Source organism: Natrialba sp. SSL1, from assembly GCF_001861355.1.
GTDB lineage: Archaea > Halobacteriota > Halobacteria > Halobacteriales > Natrialbaceae > Natrialba.
In genome coordinates, this window is record NZ_MASN01000001.1 from 202,467 (window position 1) to 219,548 (window position 17,082).

The window sequence follows — 17,082 nt, forward strand, 5'->3', positions numbered from 1 at the left end:
GGTGGTGTGGTGATTGGGTGACCGTGGTAGCTGTGATGGCTGTGGTGGTTGTGGTCGGAAGCGCGCTGTAGGCCAGTGATTCTGGTCCTCGTCTGGTAGCGCTACAGTTCGTTTCCGTTTCGTCTGTCTACGATTCGTCTTCGTCCTCGTCCTCGTCTCCTTCTTCCGTCTCCGCCGCATCCAGCGTCTCGATATCTACACCCATCTCTTCGGCAACGTCGCGAACCCCGTCGTACAGGTCGGGATCGAACTCACCGTACTCGTCGACCCGGTGGTCCTCGAGTGCCTCCTCCGGCGTCGCGACCAGTCGCGCTGCGAGCTCGTCGCGCACATCCTCCGGCGTCTCGGGTTTGGCGACGACGACGTCGAACGGAATCGGGTCGCTCTCTGCAATCTTGACGATCTCGTCGCTCTCAGGGTGCTGGAAGTCACCGTACGCCGCGGCGTCGACGTGTCCGTTCTCGAGTGCGGTGAGTGCGGCGTCGTGGCCGAACGACCACTCGATATCGAAGTCTTCGGGCTCGGTTTCGAGGTCGCCTGCGTGGAGACCGGCTTCGCTGAGCGTGTATCGTGGGAACATGCCGCCGCTCGCGGACATCGGGTCGACCATCGCGATCGTTTTGCCCTCCAGGTCGTGGATCGAGTCGATGTCAGTCTCGGCTCTGGTTGCAATGTACGTGTGGTAGGAGTCGGAGCCGTGAGACCAGTTGATACCGAGTGGGTTGATGCCATCTTCCTGCGCGAGGACGAAGATGATTGGCGAGAGGTTCGCCAGTTCCGTGTGGCCGTAGACGACGCTCTCGACGACGCTGTTGTAGTCCGTCGTCGGCGTTCCCTCGACGGAATCGACGCCGTCGAACCCGTCCGCGAGCCACTCGAAGGTGCCGCCGTACTGCGTCCGCAGTTCTTCTGCGTCCTGGAACGGTGGCAGTCCGAACTCGATCGAGCCGTCTGCCCACGCGCCGACAGGGTGTTCTGCGTCGTCGATATCCGAGTCGCCGAAGTCGTCGAGACAGCCCGCACTGGTCGCTGCGAGTCCGCCCGCGACTGCGCCGAGATAGGTTCTCCGTTTCATACCGTCGCTCGGGACCACCCAGGGATAACAGTCACGAATAGTGCTGTGCGTGTCAATAGAATCGAACGAGGAGACGAACAGTTTCGATCGAAACGAGTGAATAGGTATTAATCATCGTCGGACGAACGGCCGGCTATGACAGTCTCGAGCGCCCCCGGCAAAGTCTATCTCTTCGGGGAGCACGCGGTGGTCTACGGCGAACCGGCCGTCCCGTGTGCGATCGAGGTACGGGCACGCGTCGGCGTCGAACGACGCGACGACAGCAAACTTCGCGTCCACGCGGACGACCTCAGTTTGGACGGCTTCACGGTCGAGTACGGCGGCGACGCCGGTGGACGTCCCGATATCGACGTCTCCGAGTCGCTGCTCGTCGCCGCGACGCAGTACGTCGACAGCGCGATCGAACAGGTCCGCGACGTGACCGGCGAGGAGGACGTCGGCTTCGACGTCACGATCGAGAGCGATATTCCACTGGGGGCCGGGCTCGGTTCCTCCGCAGCGGTAGTCGTCGCCGCGATTGACGCCGGCACTCGTGCACTCGGAACCACGCTGGAACCCGCAGAACTCGCCGAACGAGCCTATCGGACAGAACACGACGTACAGGACGGCCAGGCCTCGCGTGCGGACACCTTCTGCTCCGCGACGGGCGGGGCGGTCCGCGTCGAGGGCGACGACTGTCGCTCGCTCGACGCACCTGACCTGCCGATCGTGATCGGCTTCGATGGCGGCGCGGGTGAAACCGGCGAACTCGTCGCGGGCGTACGCGACTTGCGCGACGAGTACGAATTCGCCGCGGACACCGTTGGAGCGGTTGGAGACGTCGTTAGAAACGGCGAGCAAGCGCTCGCTGCCGGCGACATCGAAGAGCTCGGCCGCCTCATGAACTTCAACCACGGCCTGCTTTCGGCGCTCGGCGTCTCCTCGCGCTCGCTCGATACGATGGTGTGGGCGGCCCGCGACGCCGGAGCCTACGGCGCGAAACTTACGGGAGCCGGTGGCGGCGGCTGTATCGTCGCGCTGGACCCGACAGATGAAGCCGAGACGGCCCTCTCGTTCACGCCGGGCTGTGAGGACGCGTTCCGTGCCGAACTCGCCGAAGAGGGGGTGCGACGAATCGAATGATCGTCCTGAAACTCGGCGGGAGTGCGATCACGGAGAAAGACCGCCCGGAAACCCTCGATGGGAAGTCGCTTGCGACGGCAGCGGCGGCCGTTTCGAGTGCGTTCGGACATGGACAGGGGGACAGCGACGGCGACGCTATCGAGGACCTCGTCATCGTCCACGGCGGCGGCAGCTTCGGCCACCACAACGCAAGCGAACACGGCGTGACGACAACCGTTGGAAGCCACGACCCCGCAGCCGTCCACGACATCCACGGCGCGATGACGACGCTCAACGAGTTCGTCCTGAGCCGCCTACTCGAGTACGATGTCCCGGCAGTGCCGGTCCACCCCTTTTCCACCGCACACCGCGATGCAGACGGTAATCTCACACTGCCGAGCCAGCAGGTTGCCACGCTGGTCGAGGAGGGATTCGTCCCCGTCCTTCACGGTGATCTCGTCGCACACGCCGGCGAGGGCGTTACCGTTGTCAGCGGCGACGAACTGGTCGTCGACCTCGCGCGGAGCCTCGACGCGGACCGTATCGGCCTGTGTTCGACGGTTCCCGGCGTTCTCGACGATGCCGAGGCGGTGGTGCCCGAAATCACGTCGTTCGATGCCGTTGCAGATCTTCTCGGTGAGAGCGAGGCGACCGACGTAACGGGCGGGATGGCCGCGAAGGTACAGGCGCTGCTCGCACTCGAGTCGGAGGCGTCTATTTTCGGCCTCACCGACATCGAGCCGTTCCTGGCGGGCGACGAGCCTGGAACGACAGTTCGGTGAGGACTGAGAAGTTCGACCTCAGTCGAACAGCACCCGATCCAGAATCGGCCGCAGGAACGACCCACGGCGCGTTTTCTTCGAGTGAACCAGCAACACCGGCCCTTCAACTGAGGCTGCGATCCGGTCCGAACGTTGCTCGACGAGGAGGTCGGGGAGCCGCCGGTGGGTCATCGTACTCAGCATGACGAGCTGGGCCGACTCGAGTTCAGTCGTCAGATCGCCGATCGAATTGTTCGTTCTGAGGATCGACGACGCGACGGGGACGGTGCAGAGGTCGTCGAGTTCGGCGTGGTACTCTTCGATCGTCTCCTCGAGTTCCTCGGGGGCGTCCTCGGAGACGGTAAAGACGAACCGGATGCGGGCGTCGAGGACATCGGCCATCGCGTTGGCGAGTTCGACTTTGAGGGGGTCGTTGAACGGACTGCGATCGGTGACGATTGCGATCTCCTCTAGTTCGATTGGCTGTTCGTGCTGGACGAAGACCACGTCACAGGGGGCGTGTTCCATGATCCAGTCGGTATCGCGGCCGAAGAGCGTGTCGAGTCGACTCGTCGGTTTTTGCCGGGCGAGCACGAGGTCGGCACCGGTGCGGTCGGCGAAGTTGACGACCGCGTGGCGGGTGTCGTGGCTGACGATTTCGCCGACTTCGACGGGGACCTCGAGGTAGCGCACGAGGTCGTCGGTTCGCTCTTCGAACTCGGCGTCCTCGGGGGTGAGCTCCTCGGCGGCGGTGTCGAGGGGAACCTGGTCGGGGACTTCGTCGAAGCGGATCACGCGGATTCGGCCGCCCTGTTGGCGGACGATCGGTGCGGCGAGCTGGATCAGCGCGTCTTCTTGCTCTCTGGTCACGTCACGGCGAATCGGAATGAGGACCTCGTACCGGTCGTCGTCCGCGAGCTGTTCTTCGGTGTCCCGGACGAACTGTCGGCCGGCCTGTCGGCGTGCGAGGCCCTTGGCAACGCCCTCGCGTTCGACGCGTGATTCGGCGTACCATTTGTACCAGACGTAGCCGAAGATGACGATCCCGATCGAGCCCGCGATCGGCAGCAGATCCATCCAGCCGATGATGAACACCCCGGAGACGATACCGAAGAGCTGGACCCACGGATAGCCCGGCGTGTAGAAGTCGGGGTCGTACCACTCGAGATCGCGCTCGCGGAACGCGATCAGTGCGCCACAGACGAGGATGTAGACGAGAATCTGGAACGCGCCGGCGGACTTCGCGATCTGTTCGACGTCGAGCGTGAGAATCGCGAAGATCATGAACGCGCCCGTGGTGACGATGGCGACGATCGGCGTCGCAAAGCGCGGGTGGATGTACTCGAAAACGTCGAGGAAGAGGTTGTCGCGGCTCAGGGCGAGCGGGTAGCGTGAGGCGGTCAGAATACCGGCGTTCGCGGTACTGACGAGTGCGAGCAGTGCGGCGAGGACGATCGCGAACAGGAACAGCTCACCGAAGAGGACGTCCACAGCTTCGGCCATCGGTGCTTCCTCACCGGCGAGGGTTTCGCCCTCGATGACGCCGACGAGGACGAAGACGAGCAGCGCGTAGAGGATCGAGGTCGCGACGAGTGAGGCGAGCAGCCCGAGCGGGAGGTTACGGCCGGGGTTCTCGATCTCCTCAGCAACGGCGGCGACCTTCGTGACACCGGCGTAGGAGACGAGCACAGTTGCAGTCGCGGTGAAGACGCCGCCCAGTCCCTCGGTAAAGAACGGATCGTAGTTCGTACCGTCGACGCGGATGATCGAACCGGCAACGAAGACAGAGAGGATGAGAAGCATGACGATGACCATAATCAGCTGCAGGCCGCCGGTCTGTTTGACGCCGATCAGGTTGACCGCGATCAAAATGAGCGCGAACGTCACCGCGACTGCCTCGATACTCGGGAGGGCGATCACGGCTTCGAGGTAGAACATGCCGCCGACGAGTGCGAGTGCGCCCTTTAGCATCAACATGAGCCAGGTGCCGAGGCCGGCGATAGTTCCCACAGCAGGCCCCATCCCGCGTTCAATGAAAACGTAGTCGCCGCCGGCCTCGGGCATCGCCGTTCCGAGTTCGGCGATGCTCAGTGCGGCCGGCACGACGAGAATCGCAGCGATCACGAACGAGAGGATAACCGCCGGCCCGGCCTCGGCCATCGCAATGCCAGGCAGGATGAAGATGCCGCTACCGATCATCGCGCCCATACTGATTGCGATAACGGAGAACAGACCGAGATCACGTTCGAGATCCTTCGCCATTACTCACGTATTCTGAACGGAAGGTTAGAAACCTTCGCATCTCGGAACCGAGTGGGCGATATTCCGAACGAGAACGGAAATATTGCCGTGAAAATAGCCACTCGCGTGACAGCCGTTCAGTTTCAGTGCAGTTCCCTCCCGGGGAGCAACTACTGGCATCGTGCCGAGTACGGGTGGGGTTCCAACCCACTGCGTTTTTAACACCCGGGCGTGTAGATGGCAGTAGCGAAACCCGCGGGCAAGTGCGTCTCGGGGCGGTACTGGCGACGAACGGCGTCGTCACACCGCCACTATGCCGAACGCATAGCGGGATGGCCGACGCGCTGTAAGACGCCGGGGCCGTACGAGCAGGAGTCCGCGGACTGTTTCGGTGAGAGTCAATACGCGGCTTTCAGTGCTACGAACTATGGAAATCGAAATCGCAACAATCGGCGGCTACGAAGAAGTTGGACGGCAGATGACTGCTGTCCGCGCCGGTGACGACGTCGTTATCTTCGACATGGGGCTGAACCTCTCGCAGGTTCTCATCCACGACAACGTCGAAACCGAGCGGATGCACAGTCTCGACCTGATCGACATGGGCGCAATTCCGGACGACCGGATCATGAGCGACCTCGAAGGTGACGTGCAGGCCATCGTGCCGACACACGGCCACCTGGACCACATCGGTGCCATCTCCAAGCTGGCCCACCGCTACGACGCACCCATCGTCGCGACGCCCTTTACGATCGAACTGGTCAAGCAACAGATCGAGGGCGAACAGAAGTTCGGCGTCGAGAACGACCTCGTCAAGATGGACGCCGGCGAAACGATGTCGATCGGCGACTCCGGTAAGGTCGACCTCGAATTCGTTAACGTCACCCACTCGATTATCGACGCAATCAACCCAGTCCTGCACACCCCAGAGGGTGCGGTCGTCTACGGACTGGACAAGCGCATGGACCACTCGCCGGTGCTCGGCGACCCGATCGACATGGAGCGCTTCCGGGAGATCGGTCGCGAAGGTGAAGGCGTCCTCTGTTACATCGAGGACTGTACCAACGCGAACAAGAAGGGCCGGACACCCTCCGAGAGCGTCGCCCGCGAACACCTCAAGGACGTCCTCTACAGCATGGAGGACTACGACGGCGGCATCGTCGCCACGACGTTCTCGAGTCACATCTCGCGTGTTACGAGCCTCGTCGAGTTCGCGAAGGACATCGGCCGACAGCCGGTCCTCCTCGGGCGCTCGATGGAGAAGTATTCCGGTACCGCAGAACGACTCGACTTCGTCGACTTCCCGGACGACCTCGGCATGTTCGGCCACCGCAAGTCCGTCGACCGCACGTTCAAGCGGATCATGAACGAGGGCAAGGAGAACTACCTGCCCGTCGTGACGGGCCACCAGGGCGAGCCACGCGCGATGCTCACCCGTATGGCCCGCGGCGAGACGCCGTACGAACTGGACGACGGCGACAAGGTCGTCTTCTCCGCTCGCGTGATCCCGGAGCCGACGAACGAGGGCCAGCGCTACCAGGCCGAAAAGCTGCTCGGCATGCAGGGCGCTCGCGTCTACGACGACATCCACGTTTCCGGCCACCTCAACCAGGAAGGCCACTACGAGATGCTCGACGCACTGCAGCCCCAGAACATCATTCCGGCCCACCAGGACCTGAAGGGACTGTCGGGCTACGTCAAGCTCTGTGAGAGCGAGGGGTACCAGATGGGACGGGACATCCACGTCTCGCGCAACGGCAACCTCATTCAGCTTGTCGAGTGATATGACGACTTCCAAGGCACGAGAAGAGACGGTACTCGAGGCGGTCCGAGCGCGACGGGAACTCGTCAACGAGGCGATTCCCGACGAGCTACCGATCCAGGAGCCCGAACGGCTCTATGAAGCCTCGCGGTACCTGCTCGATGCGGGCGGCAAACGACTGCGTCCGGCCGTCCTGCTTGCGGCGGCGGAAGCACTCGCAGACGTCGAGCCACTGTCGACTGAGTACCGGTCGTTCCCGACACTGAACGGCGAGCAAATCGATATGATGGACGCCGCGGTCAGCGTCGAGGTCATCCAGTCGTTCACGCTGATCCACGACGACATCATGGACGACGACGACCTCCGACGCGGCGTTCCCGCTGTTCACCGCGAGTACGACCTCGAAACGGCCATCCTGGCCGGCGACACGCTCTACTCGAAGGCGTTCGAGATCATGCTCGAGACGGGCGCGGAACCGTCCCGAACGGTCGACGCACTCGGCGTGCTCGCGACGACCTGTACGAAGATCTGTGAGGGCCAGGCACTCGACGTTACCTTCGAGAAGCGCGACAACGTCGCGCCCGAGGAGTACCTCGAAATGGTCGAACAGAAGACCGCCGTCCTCTATGCGGCGTCGGCTTGCCTCCCCACAATCTTGCAGGGTGCCGACCAGGAGACGATCGACGCGCTGTACGGCTACGGCCTCGACATCGGCCGCGCGTTCCAGATTCAGGACGACGTGCTCGATCTGACCGTTCCGAGCGACAAACTCGGTAAACAGCGCGGCAGCGACCTCGTCGAGGAGAAACAGACCCTCATCACCGTTCACGCCCGCGAACAGGGTGTCGACATCGAGGGGCTCGTCGATACCGAAGACGTCGACGCCGTCACCGAGGCCGAAATCGACGACGCGCTCGCCGAACTCGAGAACGCTGGTTCGATCAGCTACGCCAACGAGACGGCTCGCGACCTGGTCGAACAGGGGAAAAACCGCCTCAGCGTCCTACCGGACAACGAAGCGCGCGAGTTGCTGTGTGAGATCGCGGATTACCTGATCGAACGCGGCTACTGATTCGCCGGCTCGCATCGGCCAGCCACAACCACACCACCGCTTTCGGTTCTGCTGTGTGCTACCTGTTCGTGACCTCCTGGTCTGTCTCTGACTCCGTCCGCTTCCCCCTCTCCGTCCGCTCCGTCTGCGACTCTCTCACGTCGGACTCGAGTTCATCGTCTCCGTCCATCGACTGCATCGACTCCATCGACGCCGTCGACGCCACCCGAAACCCACGATCCCCGCGCGCCTGATGCGTTCGCTGGGGGTACGGAATCGTAATCGCTTCCCGCTCGAACGCGTCCTTGATCGCGTCGATGACGGTCGTCTGGGCCTGCCAGACGCGTCGGCGCTTCGGGTCCTCGATCCAGAACTGTAACTCGAGTACGACCGCGGAGTCGCCGAAGCGTTTGGAGACGACCTGGGGCTCTTTGAGCGGGCTGATGATGTCGATGTCGCTGACGGCGTCGCGAATGACGGTTCGGGCGCGGTGCAGGTCGGTGTCGTAGTCGACGCCGAGTTCGATGTCGACGCGGAGGCGGTTGCTTCGCGAGTAGTTGATAAGTTCGTTCGAGGTGAGTTCGTCGTTCGGGACGAGGACGTGTTCGTCGTTGAACGTCCGGATCTTCGTGTGTGAGATGGTGATGTCCTGGACGATGCCGGCGGTTTTGCGTTCGTTCTGGTTTGCGACCTCGATCCAGTCGCCGGCCCGGAAGGGGCGCGTAAAGAGGAGGAGGAAGCCGGCGACGAACGCGGCGACGGTCTTCTGGGCGGCCAGTCCGAAGATGGCGCTGACGACGCCCGCGCTGAGGATGAGATTCGTCAGTTCGAGTCCCCAGATCGACATGATCACGAGGCCTGCAACGGCGAAGATGCCGGCGTCGGCGGTGTGGTAGGCGACCTCTTTCTGGTGGTTCGTGATGAGTTCCTCCCGGTAGAGTCGGTCGAACGAGCGGTTGACCATCCGAACGAGGAGGTAACTGGCGACGAGAATCGCGATCGACACCGCGCCACGGATGCCGGTGAAGCGGTCGACGAACACGGCGTCGAGGACCTCGCCGAAGACGAACGAGAGCGCCCAGATATCGGCGAGGACGTAGGCTGCGACGACCACGCTGCCAGCGAGGACGGCCATTTCGATCGCCTCGGCGGCGTTTCGTGTATAGCGGTCACCGAGCAGACTCCGGAGGCTTCGAATCAGTGCGAACAGGGCGACGAGTGCGACGATAACGGCGATGCTGGTCAGCAGTTGTAGTGGCGGAGAGCCGTAGAGTACATCCTGTATCCAGTCGCGGTAGAGGGAGAACGTCATTTCGGATATGGCGCTCGTTGCCCTGCCGTTCTAAGGGTGTTACTTGCGTGCGACGGTACTGTGTTAGAGCCAGTGTGCGGCGGCCTCTCCCTGCACGATCCGTCCTGAACAGACCCGAACCAACCCGAACGAACTGAACCCAACCCGAGTCACGCGACCCGACACCGCGGAGGTTTTGGTCCGTGCATGAATACCCCCCAGTAATGAACGACGATCTCCGCGAACGGATCGAGCGCGAAGCCGAGAAACACGCGCTGTTGAACGCCGTCAAACACGAAAGCGACGCCAACGTCGGTGCCATCATGGGGCCGCTGATGGGCGAGAACCCCGATTTCCGCGAGCACGGCGACGAGATTCCGGGCGTCATCGGCGGCGTCATCGGCCGAGTCAACGACCTTTCTTACGACGAAAAGCGCGAGCGACTCGAGGACCTCGCACCCGAGGAACTCGCCGAAATCGAAGCCGAAGACGAGGAAGACGAACACGACCTGCCGTCGCTCCCCAATGCTGCGGAGTACGACGAGATCCGCATGCGATGTGCGCCGAACCCGAACGGCCCGTGGCACGTCGGCCACGCCCGCATGCCCGCCGTCATCGGCACCTACCGCGAGCGCTACGACGGCTGGTTCTGCGTGCGCTTCGACGACACCGACCCCGAGACGAAACGGCCTGATCTCGAGGCCTACGACGCGATCCTCGAGGATCTCGACTACCTCGGCTTCGAGCCGGACGAGATCTTCCGCGCGAGCGATCGACTCGAGACGTACTACGAGCACGCCCGCGAACTGATCGATCTGGGCGGGGCCTACACCTGCTCTTGCTCGGGCGAGGAGTTCTCGGAACTGAAGAACTCGGGCGAGCCGTGTCCCCACCGCGACAAAGACGTTGAGACGGTTCGCGAGGAGTTCGAGGACATGGTCGCCGGCGAGTACGAGAGCGGCGAGATGGTCCTCCGTGTGAAGACCGACATCGAGCACAAGAACCCCGCGCTGCGTGACTGGGTCGCCTTCCGGATGATCGACACGCCCCACCCGCGCGAGGAGGCAAGCGAGTACCGCTGCTGGCCGATGCTCGACTTCCAGTCCGGCGTCGACGATCACCTCATCGGCATCACCCACATCATTCGCGGCATCGACCTGCAGGACTCCGCCAAGCGCCAGCAGTTCGTCTACGACTACTTCGGCTGGGAGTACCCCGAAGTCGTCCACTGGGGTCACGTCCAGGTCGACGCCTACGACGTGAAGGTGAGCACCTCCACGATTTCGGCACTCATTGAAGAGGGCGAACTCGACGGCTGGGACGACCCACGCGCACCGACGCTCAAGAGCCTCCGCCGGCGCGGCATCCGCGGTCAGGCAATCGTCGACGCGATGGTGGAACTCGGCACCTCGACCAGCGACGTCGACCTCGCGATGAGTTCCGTCTACGCGAACAACCGCGACCTGATCGACGACGAGACCGACCGACGGTTCCTCGTCCGCGACGGCGTCGAACTCCCGCTCGGCGGCAGTCCGCCAGCAGAGGCCAACCCGCCGCTACACCCCAACCACGAGGAACGCGGCGTCCGGGAGATTCCCGTCGGCGACGCCGTGCTACTCGAGTCCGACGACCTGCCGGCCCGCGAGGAGCGCATCTGGCTCAAGGGGCTTGGCTGCTTCCAGTACACCCGCGATACGCTCCAGTACACCGGCGAGGATATCGACGTGGTTCGCGAGGGTGACGTCGACGTTATCCACTGGGTGCCGGCAGCCGAGAGCGTCCCCGTCCGGCTGCGGACGATGACGGGTGACGTCTCCGGACAGGCAGAACCCGAGGTGGGTGCACTCGAGTCGGACGAGCTGGTGCAGTTCGAGCGTGTTGGCTTCGCTCGGATCGACCGCCACGAGGACGACGAGACGGTCGCATACTATACGCACAGCTAGACGCTCACCTGCGTGAGCGCGATGTGCTGTGTATTTCGGCAGTGAAAATTGAGACGGTGGCGGCACAAAGCAGGTAGCGAGCGGTGGTGTGTCGGCGTTGCTGTGGGCTACCTGGTCGCGGGTGTGGCGTTAGTTGTCGTCGTTGCCGTTCTCCTCATCACCGTTGTCGTTGCCGTTGCCGTTCTCTTCGTCACCGTTTCCGTTATCCTCCTCGCCATTTTCTTCCTCACCGTTTTCTTCGTCTTCAGCGTCCTCGTCCGCTTCGCCGTTCTCTGCCTCTACGATTTCGATCGTGCCGCGCATCGTCCCCTCGTGCGGTCGGCAGACGTACTCCGCGATATCGTCGGTCGCTTCGAACTCGATGAACTGATCGTCGCCACCTTCGTCTGCTTCGTCGGTCTCGTAGTCATCGACGACCTCGTCGTCTTCGTCGACGAGTTCGATGTTGTGGGTACTCCCGTCGCCTTCTTCCCATCCAATTTCGTACTGTGCACCATCCTCAAGCGTGAGTGTCGGGTTCTCCTCGTCTGCGATCTCTTCTGGTTCGATACCGACCCAGCCTGCCGTCTGCGCGTCGAGTTCGATGACGGTGTCAGGCTCAATCGCCTCTCCGTTCTCGTCATCCGGCTCGTCGTTGCCGTTCTCGTCGCCGTTCTCATCCGGCGCTGGCTCGTCGCCGTTGCCGTTCTCCTCGCCGTTCCCGTTATCGTCTGCACAGCCTGCGAGGAACGCTGTTGCACCGACAGCACCCGCCACCTTGAGGATTGTTCGCCGAGTCTTGGAATTGTTTTCTGCCATACCTGCCTCTACGTCGCCGAGAGATGTTAAATCAAATCCGGCAAACTGATGATATTCTCAGTTTTTGAGTCCATTTCTGGTTTACTTTTACAACATACGTTCAGTATACGACGACTGTCCTCGAGGGCTACTCGAGTAACTCGTCCGCGCTGTCTGGACTGGGGTCGGCGACCACACCGTCTTGTCGACCGAGCACCCGGGCGTGTGCAGCACAGACGAGGCGGTTGTCGGCCCAGGGGATGTGTAACTCGACCGTGGCGGCCCGCTCACAGTCCGATTCGGCACATTCCATAGCGGAGACACGACGGCGAGTGACTCAGTCTTTTCGCGGCTTTCGCGGATTGGAATTGAACAAAACGGGATTAAAAGACGAAGACGCCGATGAGGAACCCGAACAGGATCGACACTGTCAGGAGCGCCTGCACTGCCGTCGAGGCCAGAATACCGAGCGTCGCGTAGATCGCCGACCGGGTGCTCCGGTTGACATCGCCAACCCGGACGAACTCGACGACGAAGACGGTTCCGAACAGGCCGACGAGCAGACCGAGCGGGCCGGTGACGAGCATCAACAGGATGCCGACGACGGCGGCGAGACCGGTTGTAGTCCAGGAGGCACCGCCCGCTCGCGCTGCGATCGACCCCGCGAAGAACTCGACGAACAGCGTCACGAGGCCGAGTATCGTCAACACGATCATCGTCCCCGTTCCCGGCTCTGCGAAGCCGGACTGCCACCAGTAGAAGTACAGGCCGGATAGCGAGAGTAAGCCGCCGGGAACGAGTGGGACGACCGTTCCGAGGACGCCGGCGGCGAGCAGCGCAACCGCGACCAGCAAGACCACGTCCACCATACACCACTCGACACCCGCCCGCGTGAAAGCCGTACCGCCTCCCAACGCCAACAGCGCCGCTGGGTGCCACCATCCGTTTTCCTCCAGTACAGTTACGTACACTGGGTGACCAGCAGGTGACATGACAACAGCGCCAGCAGCCACGGACCACTCGGAACAGCCGCGAGGCGCCATCATCGTCGGTGCCTCGTCGGGCATCGGCGCGGCACTCGCCCACGAACTCGCCGCAGACGGCTACGAGGTCGGCCTCACAGCCCGTCGAACGGAGCAACTGAAAGCCGTCGGCGGCGAACTCCCGACGAAAGCCTACGTCGCCACCATGGACGTCACCGACACCGACACCGCTCGCGAGCACTTCTTCGAACTCGCCGACGCAATGCCGTCCGTCGACCTCGTCGTCATCAGCGCCGGTGTCGGCGACGCGAACTACGCACTCGAGTGGGAGTCCGAGCGCCAGACGGTCGACGTCAACGTGCGCGGCTTTACGGCGATTGCGACGGCGGCGATGGAGTATTTCGAGTCTCGAACGGACGACAGTTCGGATCCACACGGACATCTCGTCGGACTGTCCTCGGTCGCAGCCCACTTCGGCAACGGCGGCACGCAGGCCTACAACGCCTCGAAGGCGTACGTCTCGCGCTATCTCGAGGGGCTACGGAGTCGGCAGGCCGGCAACGACGCGAACGTGACGATCACGACCATCGAACCGGGGTTCGTCGACACCGATCTCTCGTACGGGTCGTTCTGGGAGTGCTCACCCGAGACCGCTGCGAGCCAGATCGCCGACGCGATCCGCGAGGAGCGTGACCACGCCTACGTCACCCGCCGCTGGCGGCTGGTCGCGTGGGTGTTGAAGGCACTTCCCGAGTCGGCGGTTCGACGGCTGTTCGCCTGACCGCTGTCGATTAGTCTGCCGCAGAGGACGCGGTGCCGGAGCCGACGAACACGCCGGCTATGGAGACAAAGACTCCGAGATACGCCACTCTCCAGGCACCTTCTCCGAGAAATATTGCGAGCAACACGAATGTAATGCCAAGCAGCCCGAGCCTCACACCTAACATACTCGTTGATCGGTCCGTACCAGAGATGATTGTTACTATTTCGTGATACTCGACACACATCTTCTACCGCATCTACCCCTTCTCTTCACCCGTCGGCAAACCGGTCCCGGACGTCCATCGCCACCTCGTCGCCGTACTCGTCGACCAGCGGCTGGAACGCCTCCCCGAGCGCGCGCATACACTGTCCGGCCGAGGGGTACTCGAGTCGGTCCGCCACAGCGGACCACTCCCGACCTTGCAACGCACGCAAGACGAGGAGCCGTTCCTCGCGTGCGGAGAGGGCCACGCTTGCCGGTTCCTCAAGGAAGTACCGAATCACCAGCTCGCGGAACGGGCCTGGATCTACGTCGAATAGGCCGGGGCCGTAGGCCGCGCCGGCAACGACGCGCCAGTCGTGCTCGCCGAGCGTCAACGGCGGTGCGGCCTCGCTCGCGGTCGCCCGCAGGATTGCCCGGGCAACGTCGGGATCCAGATCCGCGAGTGCGTCCGAACACAGCGCCGCGAAGCGGCGGGCGAACCACGCTGCGTGGCGCTCGTGTAACTCCTGCCCAGCCTCGCTCGTCGGGGCCAGCATGAGCGCCGAGTACTCCCCGCTCGCGTTGTTACGCGTCGTCGAAACGTGCACTGCTCGGAAGCCGTTCGCCCGCCAGAACTCGAGTAGCCCCGGCGTCGCGCCGAAGCCGGTACCGAGCCAGTCCACCGTCGGGGCGAACTCGTCACGGATGGACTCGAGTAGCCGCGAGCCAAGCCCCCGCGCCCGAACCTCGTGGTGGGTCGCGATGCGAACGATGCGGATCCCGGCCGGCTTACTCGCGGATTCGTCGCGGAGCTGGCTCGTGAGCACGTCGGGGAGCATGTTCCCGCGGACGCGGCCGCCGTCGTACATCATCGCCCGTGTGTCGGCGTCCAGATTCCCCTCGCGAGCGAGCAGGGCAACGCTGACGACGTGGCCGTCTTGGACCAGCGCGCGTGCCTCGAGGTTCGGCGCGTCGAGCAACCGGGCGAGGTCGTTCGGCTCGGTCCGGTAGTGGGCGAGCACGAGCAGGCCAAAGGCTTCGCGAAGGAGTTGGTCGTCCGCGAGCAGGTCGTCGGGTTCGAGCGCGCGATAGTCGACACTCTCGGGTGTGGCGTCGGCAACGAGCGAGGTGACTGGCGGCCGTGCGTCGAGCAAGAGCGCACGAAAGGCCCACACCTCGAGCGGGTCGCCTGCTGCGTACCGGATCGGCTCAGAGAGTGTGTAGTCGCTGACCTCGTGGGCGCTGTCCGTGAGTCGATCCCGAAACCGGACCGAGAATCCGCGGCCGGCTCCTTCGTAGCCGTGGACCGTCGTCGTGAACGCGACCCGGTCGGCGGCGAGGAACGACTCGAGTCGCGACACCGGGAGCGCGGCGGCTTCGTCAACGATCACGATGTCGGCGGAGCCGAGTTCCGAGACCGCCTCGTCTGGGTCACGAAACCAGACGCGACCGCCCGCGCTCGTCGTGATCTCGCGAGGGGTTCCCTGTTGATCTGTCCGAACGTCAGCATCGGAATCACAGCTGGTGACGAGTTCGCCGGCGCGGGCGAACAGTTCCGTCGTGTTCCGGAACGCCGGTGCAGTGACGAGAACCGAGTTGCCGTCGAGCGCGAACCCCCCAGCAGCCAGTCCCGCGGCGCTCGACTTCCCCCGGCCGCGGTCTGCCTCTAAGACGACAGCCTGCTCGGAGTCCGAGAGCGCTTCGAACGTAGTGAGCGCCTCGCGTTGATCTCCGGTAAGACAGGCGTCGTAGGCGGCGTGGGGGAACGCTGCGTCCGACGGAGTGGTGCTTCTGTTACCGTTGTCGGTACCGCTATTGTTACTGCGACCGCCGTCGTCGGCTGGCTGCCAGACCGGTGCCGGATGCGTGAGTCCCGTGTCGGTAATTTCGTGCGCAACGAGTTCGGTCGGGTCGTCCGGAGCACCGGTCGAATCCGTTCCGTCGAACTCGACGATCCCAATCCCACGGTGTTCACGAAGCGTTTCGATCAGTCGGGACCTGAAGCGGCCCGTCACGTCCGCCGTCGCAAACGGCGGCACCGCGAGCGACTCGTCGAACGTCGTGATCTGATCGGGCCAGTACTCGAGTTCGGGTGCGAGTACGATCAGGAGGCCGCCGCCGTCGATGGTGCCGACGATGCGGCCGAGCGCGTTCGGCTGGAGGTCTGCGTGTGCGTCGAGAACGAGTAGCTGGCGGGTGGTGCCGAGCAATTCTGCCGTGTGTACCTGTGAGAGCTGTTCGCAGCGAAGGCGGTCGTCGGGGCCGACGAGCGTCGTGTCGGTGATAGCGACCGGCAGTGTCGAGAGGATGGACTCGAGACAGGCGTAGCCGCGTTCGCGGTCGCCGCTGAGGACGAGGGCGCGCCGTTCGGTGGTGTCCTGGGCCTCGCGGTAGAGGTCGGTCGCGAGGGAGCCAACGTTCATAGTCGGTGTTCGGACGCGGGGCCGTAATACTGTGTGATCATCGGTCCGCTGTCACCGATCAACTGCTAGCCATCGAGGACTGTGCGTCCAGGTCACACTCGTCCAGCGTTTTGAACACGCTTTTAAGGGGGGCAACGCTACTGACGTAGTACACCCTACGCGGGGTTGATGATGCTCCTAGCCTTACAGGACCGCCGCCGGGCACAGCCCGGCCTGGGGTTCGGTTTCCGGAGCCGGAGTCGATGCCGAATTCACACCGAATTCGATTCTGGGAACGGAACACAGGCCGAACCCTCGAGGGCAGGGGAGCGCGAGCCCACGTGTAGGAGAGGTGAACAACCAATGTCAGTCTACGTCACAACCGACATCCCAGCCGATCTCGCAGATGACGCCCTTGAGGCGCTCGAGGTCGCACGAGACACCGGCCGAGTAAAGAAAGGAACGAACGAAACCACGAAGGCGATCGAGCGCGGCAACGCCGAGCTCGTTTTCGTCGCTGAAGACGTCTCCCCTGAGGAGATCGTCATGCACCTCCCAGAACTCGCCGACGAGAAGGGTATTCCTGTCGTCTTTATCGAGACCCAGGACGACGTCGGCCACGCTGCGGGCCTCGAGGTCGGCTCGGCCGCCGCAGCTATCGTCGACACCGGAGAGGCCGAAGGCGACGTCGAAGACATCGCCGGCAAGGTCGAGGACCTCGACTGAGGTGATCA

The 17,082-nt window shown here is 63.4% G+C and carries 15 protein-coding genes; 7 read left to right on the forward strand and 8 right to left on the reverse strand.

Translation table 11 applies throughout. The features are described from left to right. Positions 1-127 precede the first annotated feature (127 nt). On the reverse strand, positions 128-1,075 hold the full coding sequence (locus BBD46_RS01055; protein ID WP_071399907.1) for a phosphate/phosphite/phosphonate ABC transporter substrate-binding protein: 948 nt from the start codon (positions 1,073-1,075) through the stop codon (positions 128-130). A 135-nt stretch (positions 1,076-1,210) separates the two neighbouring features. Here BBD46_RS01055 and mvk point away from each other — a divergent pair, with 135 nt between their 5' ends. Both mvk and BBD46_RS01065 read left to right on the forward strand, forming a co-directional pair. After that, positions 1,211-2,197, forward strand: coding sequence for a mevalonate kinase (gene mvk / locus BBD46_RS01060; RefSeq protein ID WP_071399908.1), 987 nt, complete (start codon positions 1,211-1,213; stop codon positions 2,195-2,197). Beyond that, entirely contained in the window at positions 2,194-2,958 is a 765-nt protein-coding gene (locus tag BBD46_RS01065) for an isopentenyl phosphate kinase (RefSeq protein ID WP_071399909.1), read from the forward strand. Before mvk ends, BBD46_RS01065 begins: the two co-directional genes overlap by 4 nt. Positions 2,959-2,976: 18 nt before the next feature. Here BBD46_RS01065 and BBD46_RS01070 read toward each other — a convergent pair whose 3' ends face one another. Then, positions 2,977-5,199: an amino acid permease gene (locus BBD46_RS01070; RefSeq protein ID WP_071399910.1), complete on the reverse strand. Its 2,223-nt coding sequence runs from the start codon at positions 5,197-5,199 to the stop codon at positions 2,977-2,979. Between the two features lie 406 nt (positions 5,200-5,605). On the opposite strand from BBD46_RS01070, the gene BBD46_RS01075 reads away from it, so the two are divergent. Beyond that, positions 5,606-6,958, forward strand: a complete 1,353-nt coding sequence (locus tag BBD46_RS01075; protein ID WP_071399911.1) for a ribonuclease J — start codon at positions 5,606-5,608, stop codon at positions 6,956-6,958. A gap of 1 nt (position 6,959) precedes the next feature. Further along, positions 6,960-8,009 (forward strand): geranylfarnesyl diphosphate synthase, encoded by a 1,050-nt coding sequence (gene idsA3 / locus BBD46_RS01080; RefSeq protein WP_071399912.1) that lies wholly within the window; start codon positions 6,960-6,962, stop codon positions 8,007-8,009. Positions 8,010-8,067: 58 nt separating this feature from the next. Here the strand turns inward: idsA3 and BBD46_RS01085 are convergent, their stop codons facing one another. Beyond that, positions 8,068-9,300 carry a mechanosensitive ion channel family protein gene (locus BBD46_RS01085; RefSeq protein WP_071399913.1) on the reverse strand — a complete coding sequence of 411 codons (1,233 nt, stop codon included), beginning with the start codon at positions 9,298-9,300 and terminating at the stop codon, positions 8,068-8,070. Positions 9,301-9,503: 203 nt separating this feature from the next. Here BBD46_RS01085 and BBD46_RS01090 point away from each other — a divergent pair, with 203 nt between their 5' ends. Further along, a complete protein-coding gene (locus BBD46_RS01090) occupies positions 9,504-11,222 on the forward strand; it encodes a glutamate--tRNA ligase (protein WP_071399914.1) in 1,719 nt (572 codons plus the stop codon). Between the two features lie 129 nt (positions 11,223-11,351). On the opposite strand, the gene BBD46_RS01095 is transcribed toward BBD46_RS01090, so the two are convergent. The 3 genes from BBD46_RS01095 to BBD46_RS01100 form a co-directional block, all read right to left on the reverse strand. Next, complete coding sequence (locus BBD46_RS01095) at positions 11,352-12,020, reverse strand: twin-arginine translocation signal domain-containing protein (protein ID WP_071399915.1); 669 nt, start codon at positions 12,018-12,020, stop codon at positions 11,352-11,354. Between the two features lie 127 nt (positions 12,021-12,147). After that, positions 12,148-12,312, reverse strand: coding sequence for a hypothetical protein (locus tag BBD46_RS22460; RefSeq protein WP_171908128.1), 165 nt, complete (start codon positions 12,310-12,312; stop codon positions 12,148-12,150). Positions 12,313-12,382: 70 nt separating this feature from the next. Then, positions 12,383-12,868, reverse strand: a complete 486-nt coding sequence (locus BBD46_RS01100; protein ID WP_071399916.1) for a DUF456 domain-containing protein — start codon at positions 12,866-12,868, stop codon at positions 12,383-12,385. 121 nt (positions 12,869-12,989) lie between these two features. Between BBD46_RS01100 and BBD46_RS01105 the strand changes: the two genes are divergently transcribed. Then, on the forward strand, positions 12,990-13,763 hold the full coding sequence (locus BBD46_RS01105; RefSeq protein ID WP_071399917.1) for an SDR family NAD(P)-dependent oxidoreductase: 774 nt from the start codon (positions 12,990-12,992) through the stop codon (positions 13,761-13,763). Positions 13,764-13,773: 10 nt separating this feature from the next. Here BBD46_RS01105 and BBD46_RS22465 read toward each other — a convergent pair whose 3' ends face one another. Both BBD46_RS22465 and tmcA read right to left on the reverse strand, forming a co-directional pair. Then, positions 13,774-13,929, reverse strand: a complete 156-nt coding sequence (locus tag BBD46_RS22465) for a hypothetical protein (protein ID WP_171908129.1) — start codon at positions 13,927-13,929, stop codon at positions 13,774-13,776. 85 nt (positions 13,930-14,014) lie between these two features. Continuing rightward, positions 14,015-16,369, reverse strand: a complete 2,355-nt coding sequence (tmcA, locus tag BBD46_RS01110) for a tRNA(Met) cytidine acetyltransferase TmcA (protein ID WP_071399918.1) — start codon at positions 16,367-16,369, stop codon at positions 14,015-14,017. Positions 16,370-16,711: 342 nt separating this feature from the next. Here tmcA and rpl7ae point away from each other — a divergent pair, with 342 nt between their 5' ends. Further along, on the forward strand, positions 16,712-17,074 hold the full coding sequence (gene rpl7ae, locus BBD46_RS01115; RefSeq protein WP_004213999.1) for a 50S ribosomal protein L7Ae: 363 nt from the start codon (positions 16,712-16,714) through the stop codon (positions 17,072-17,074). Positions 17,075-17,082: the final 8 nt, after the last annotated feature.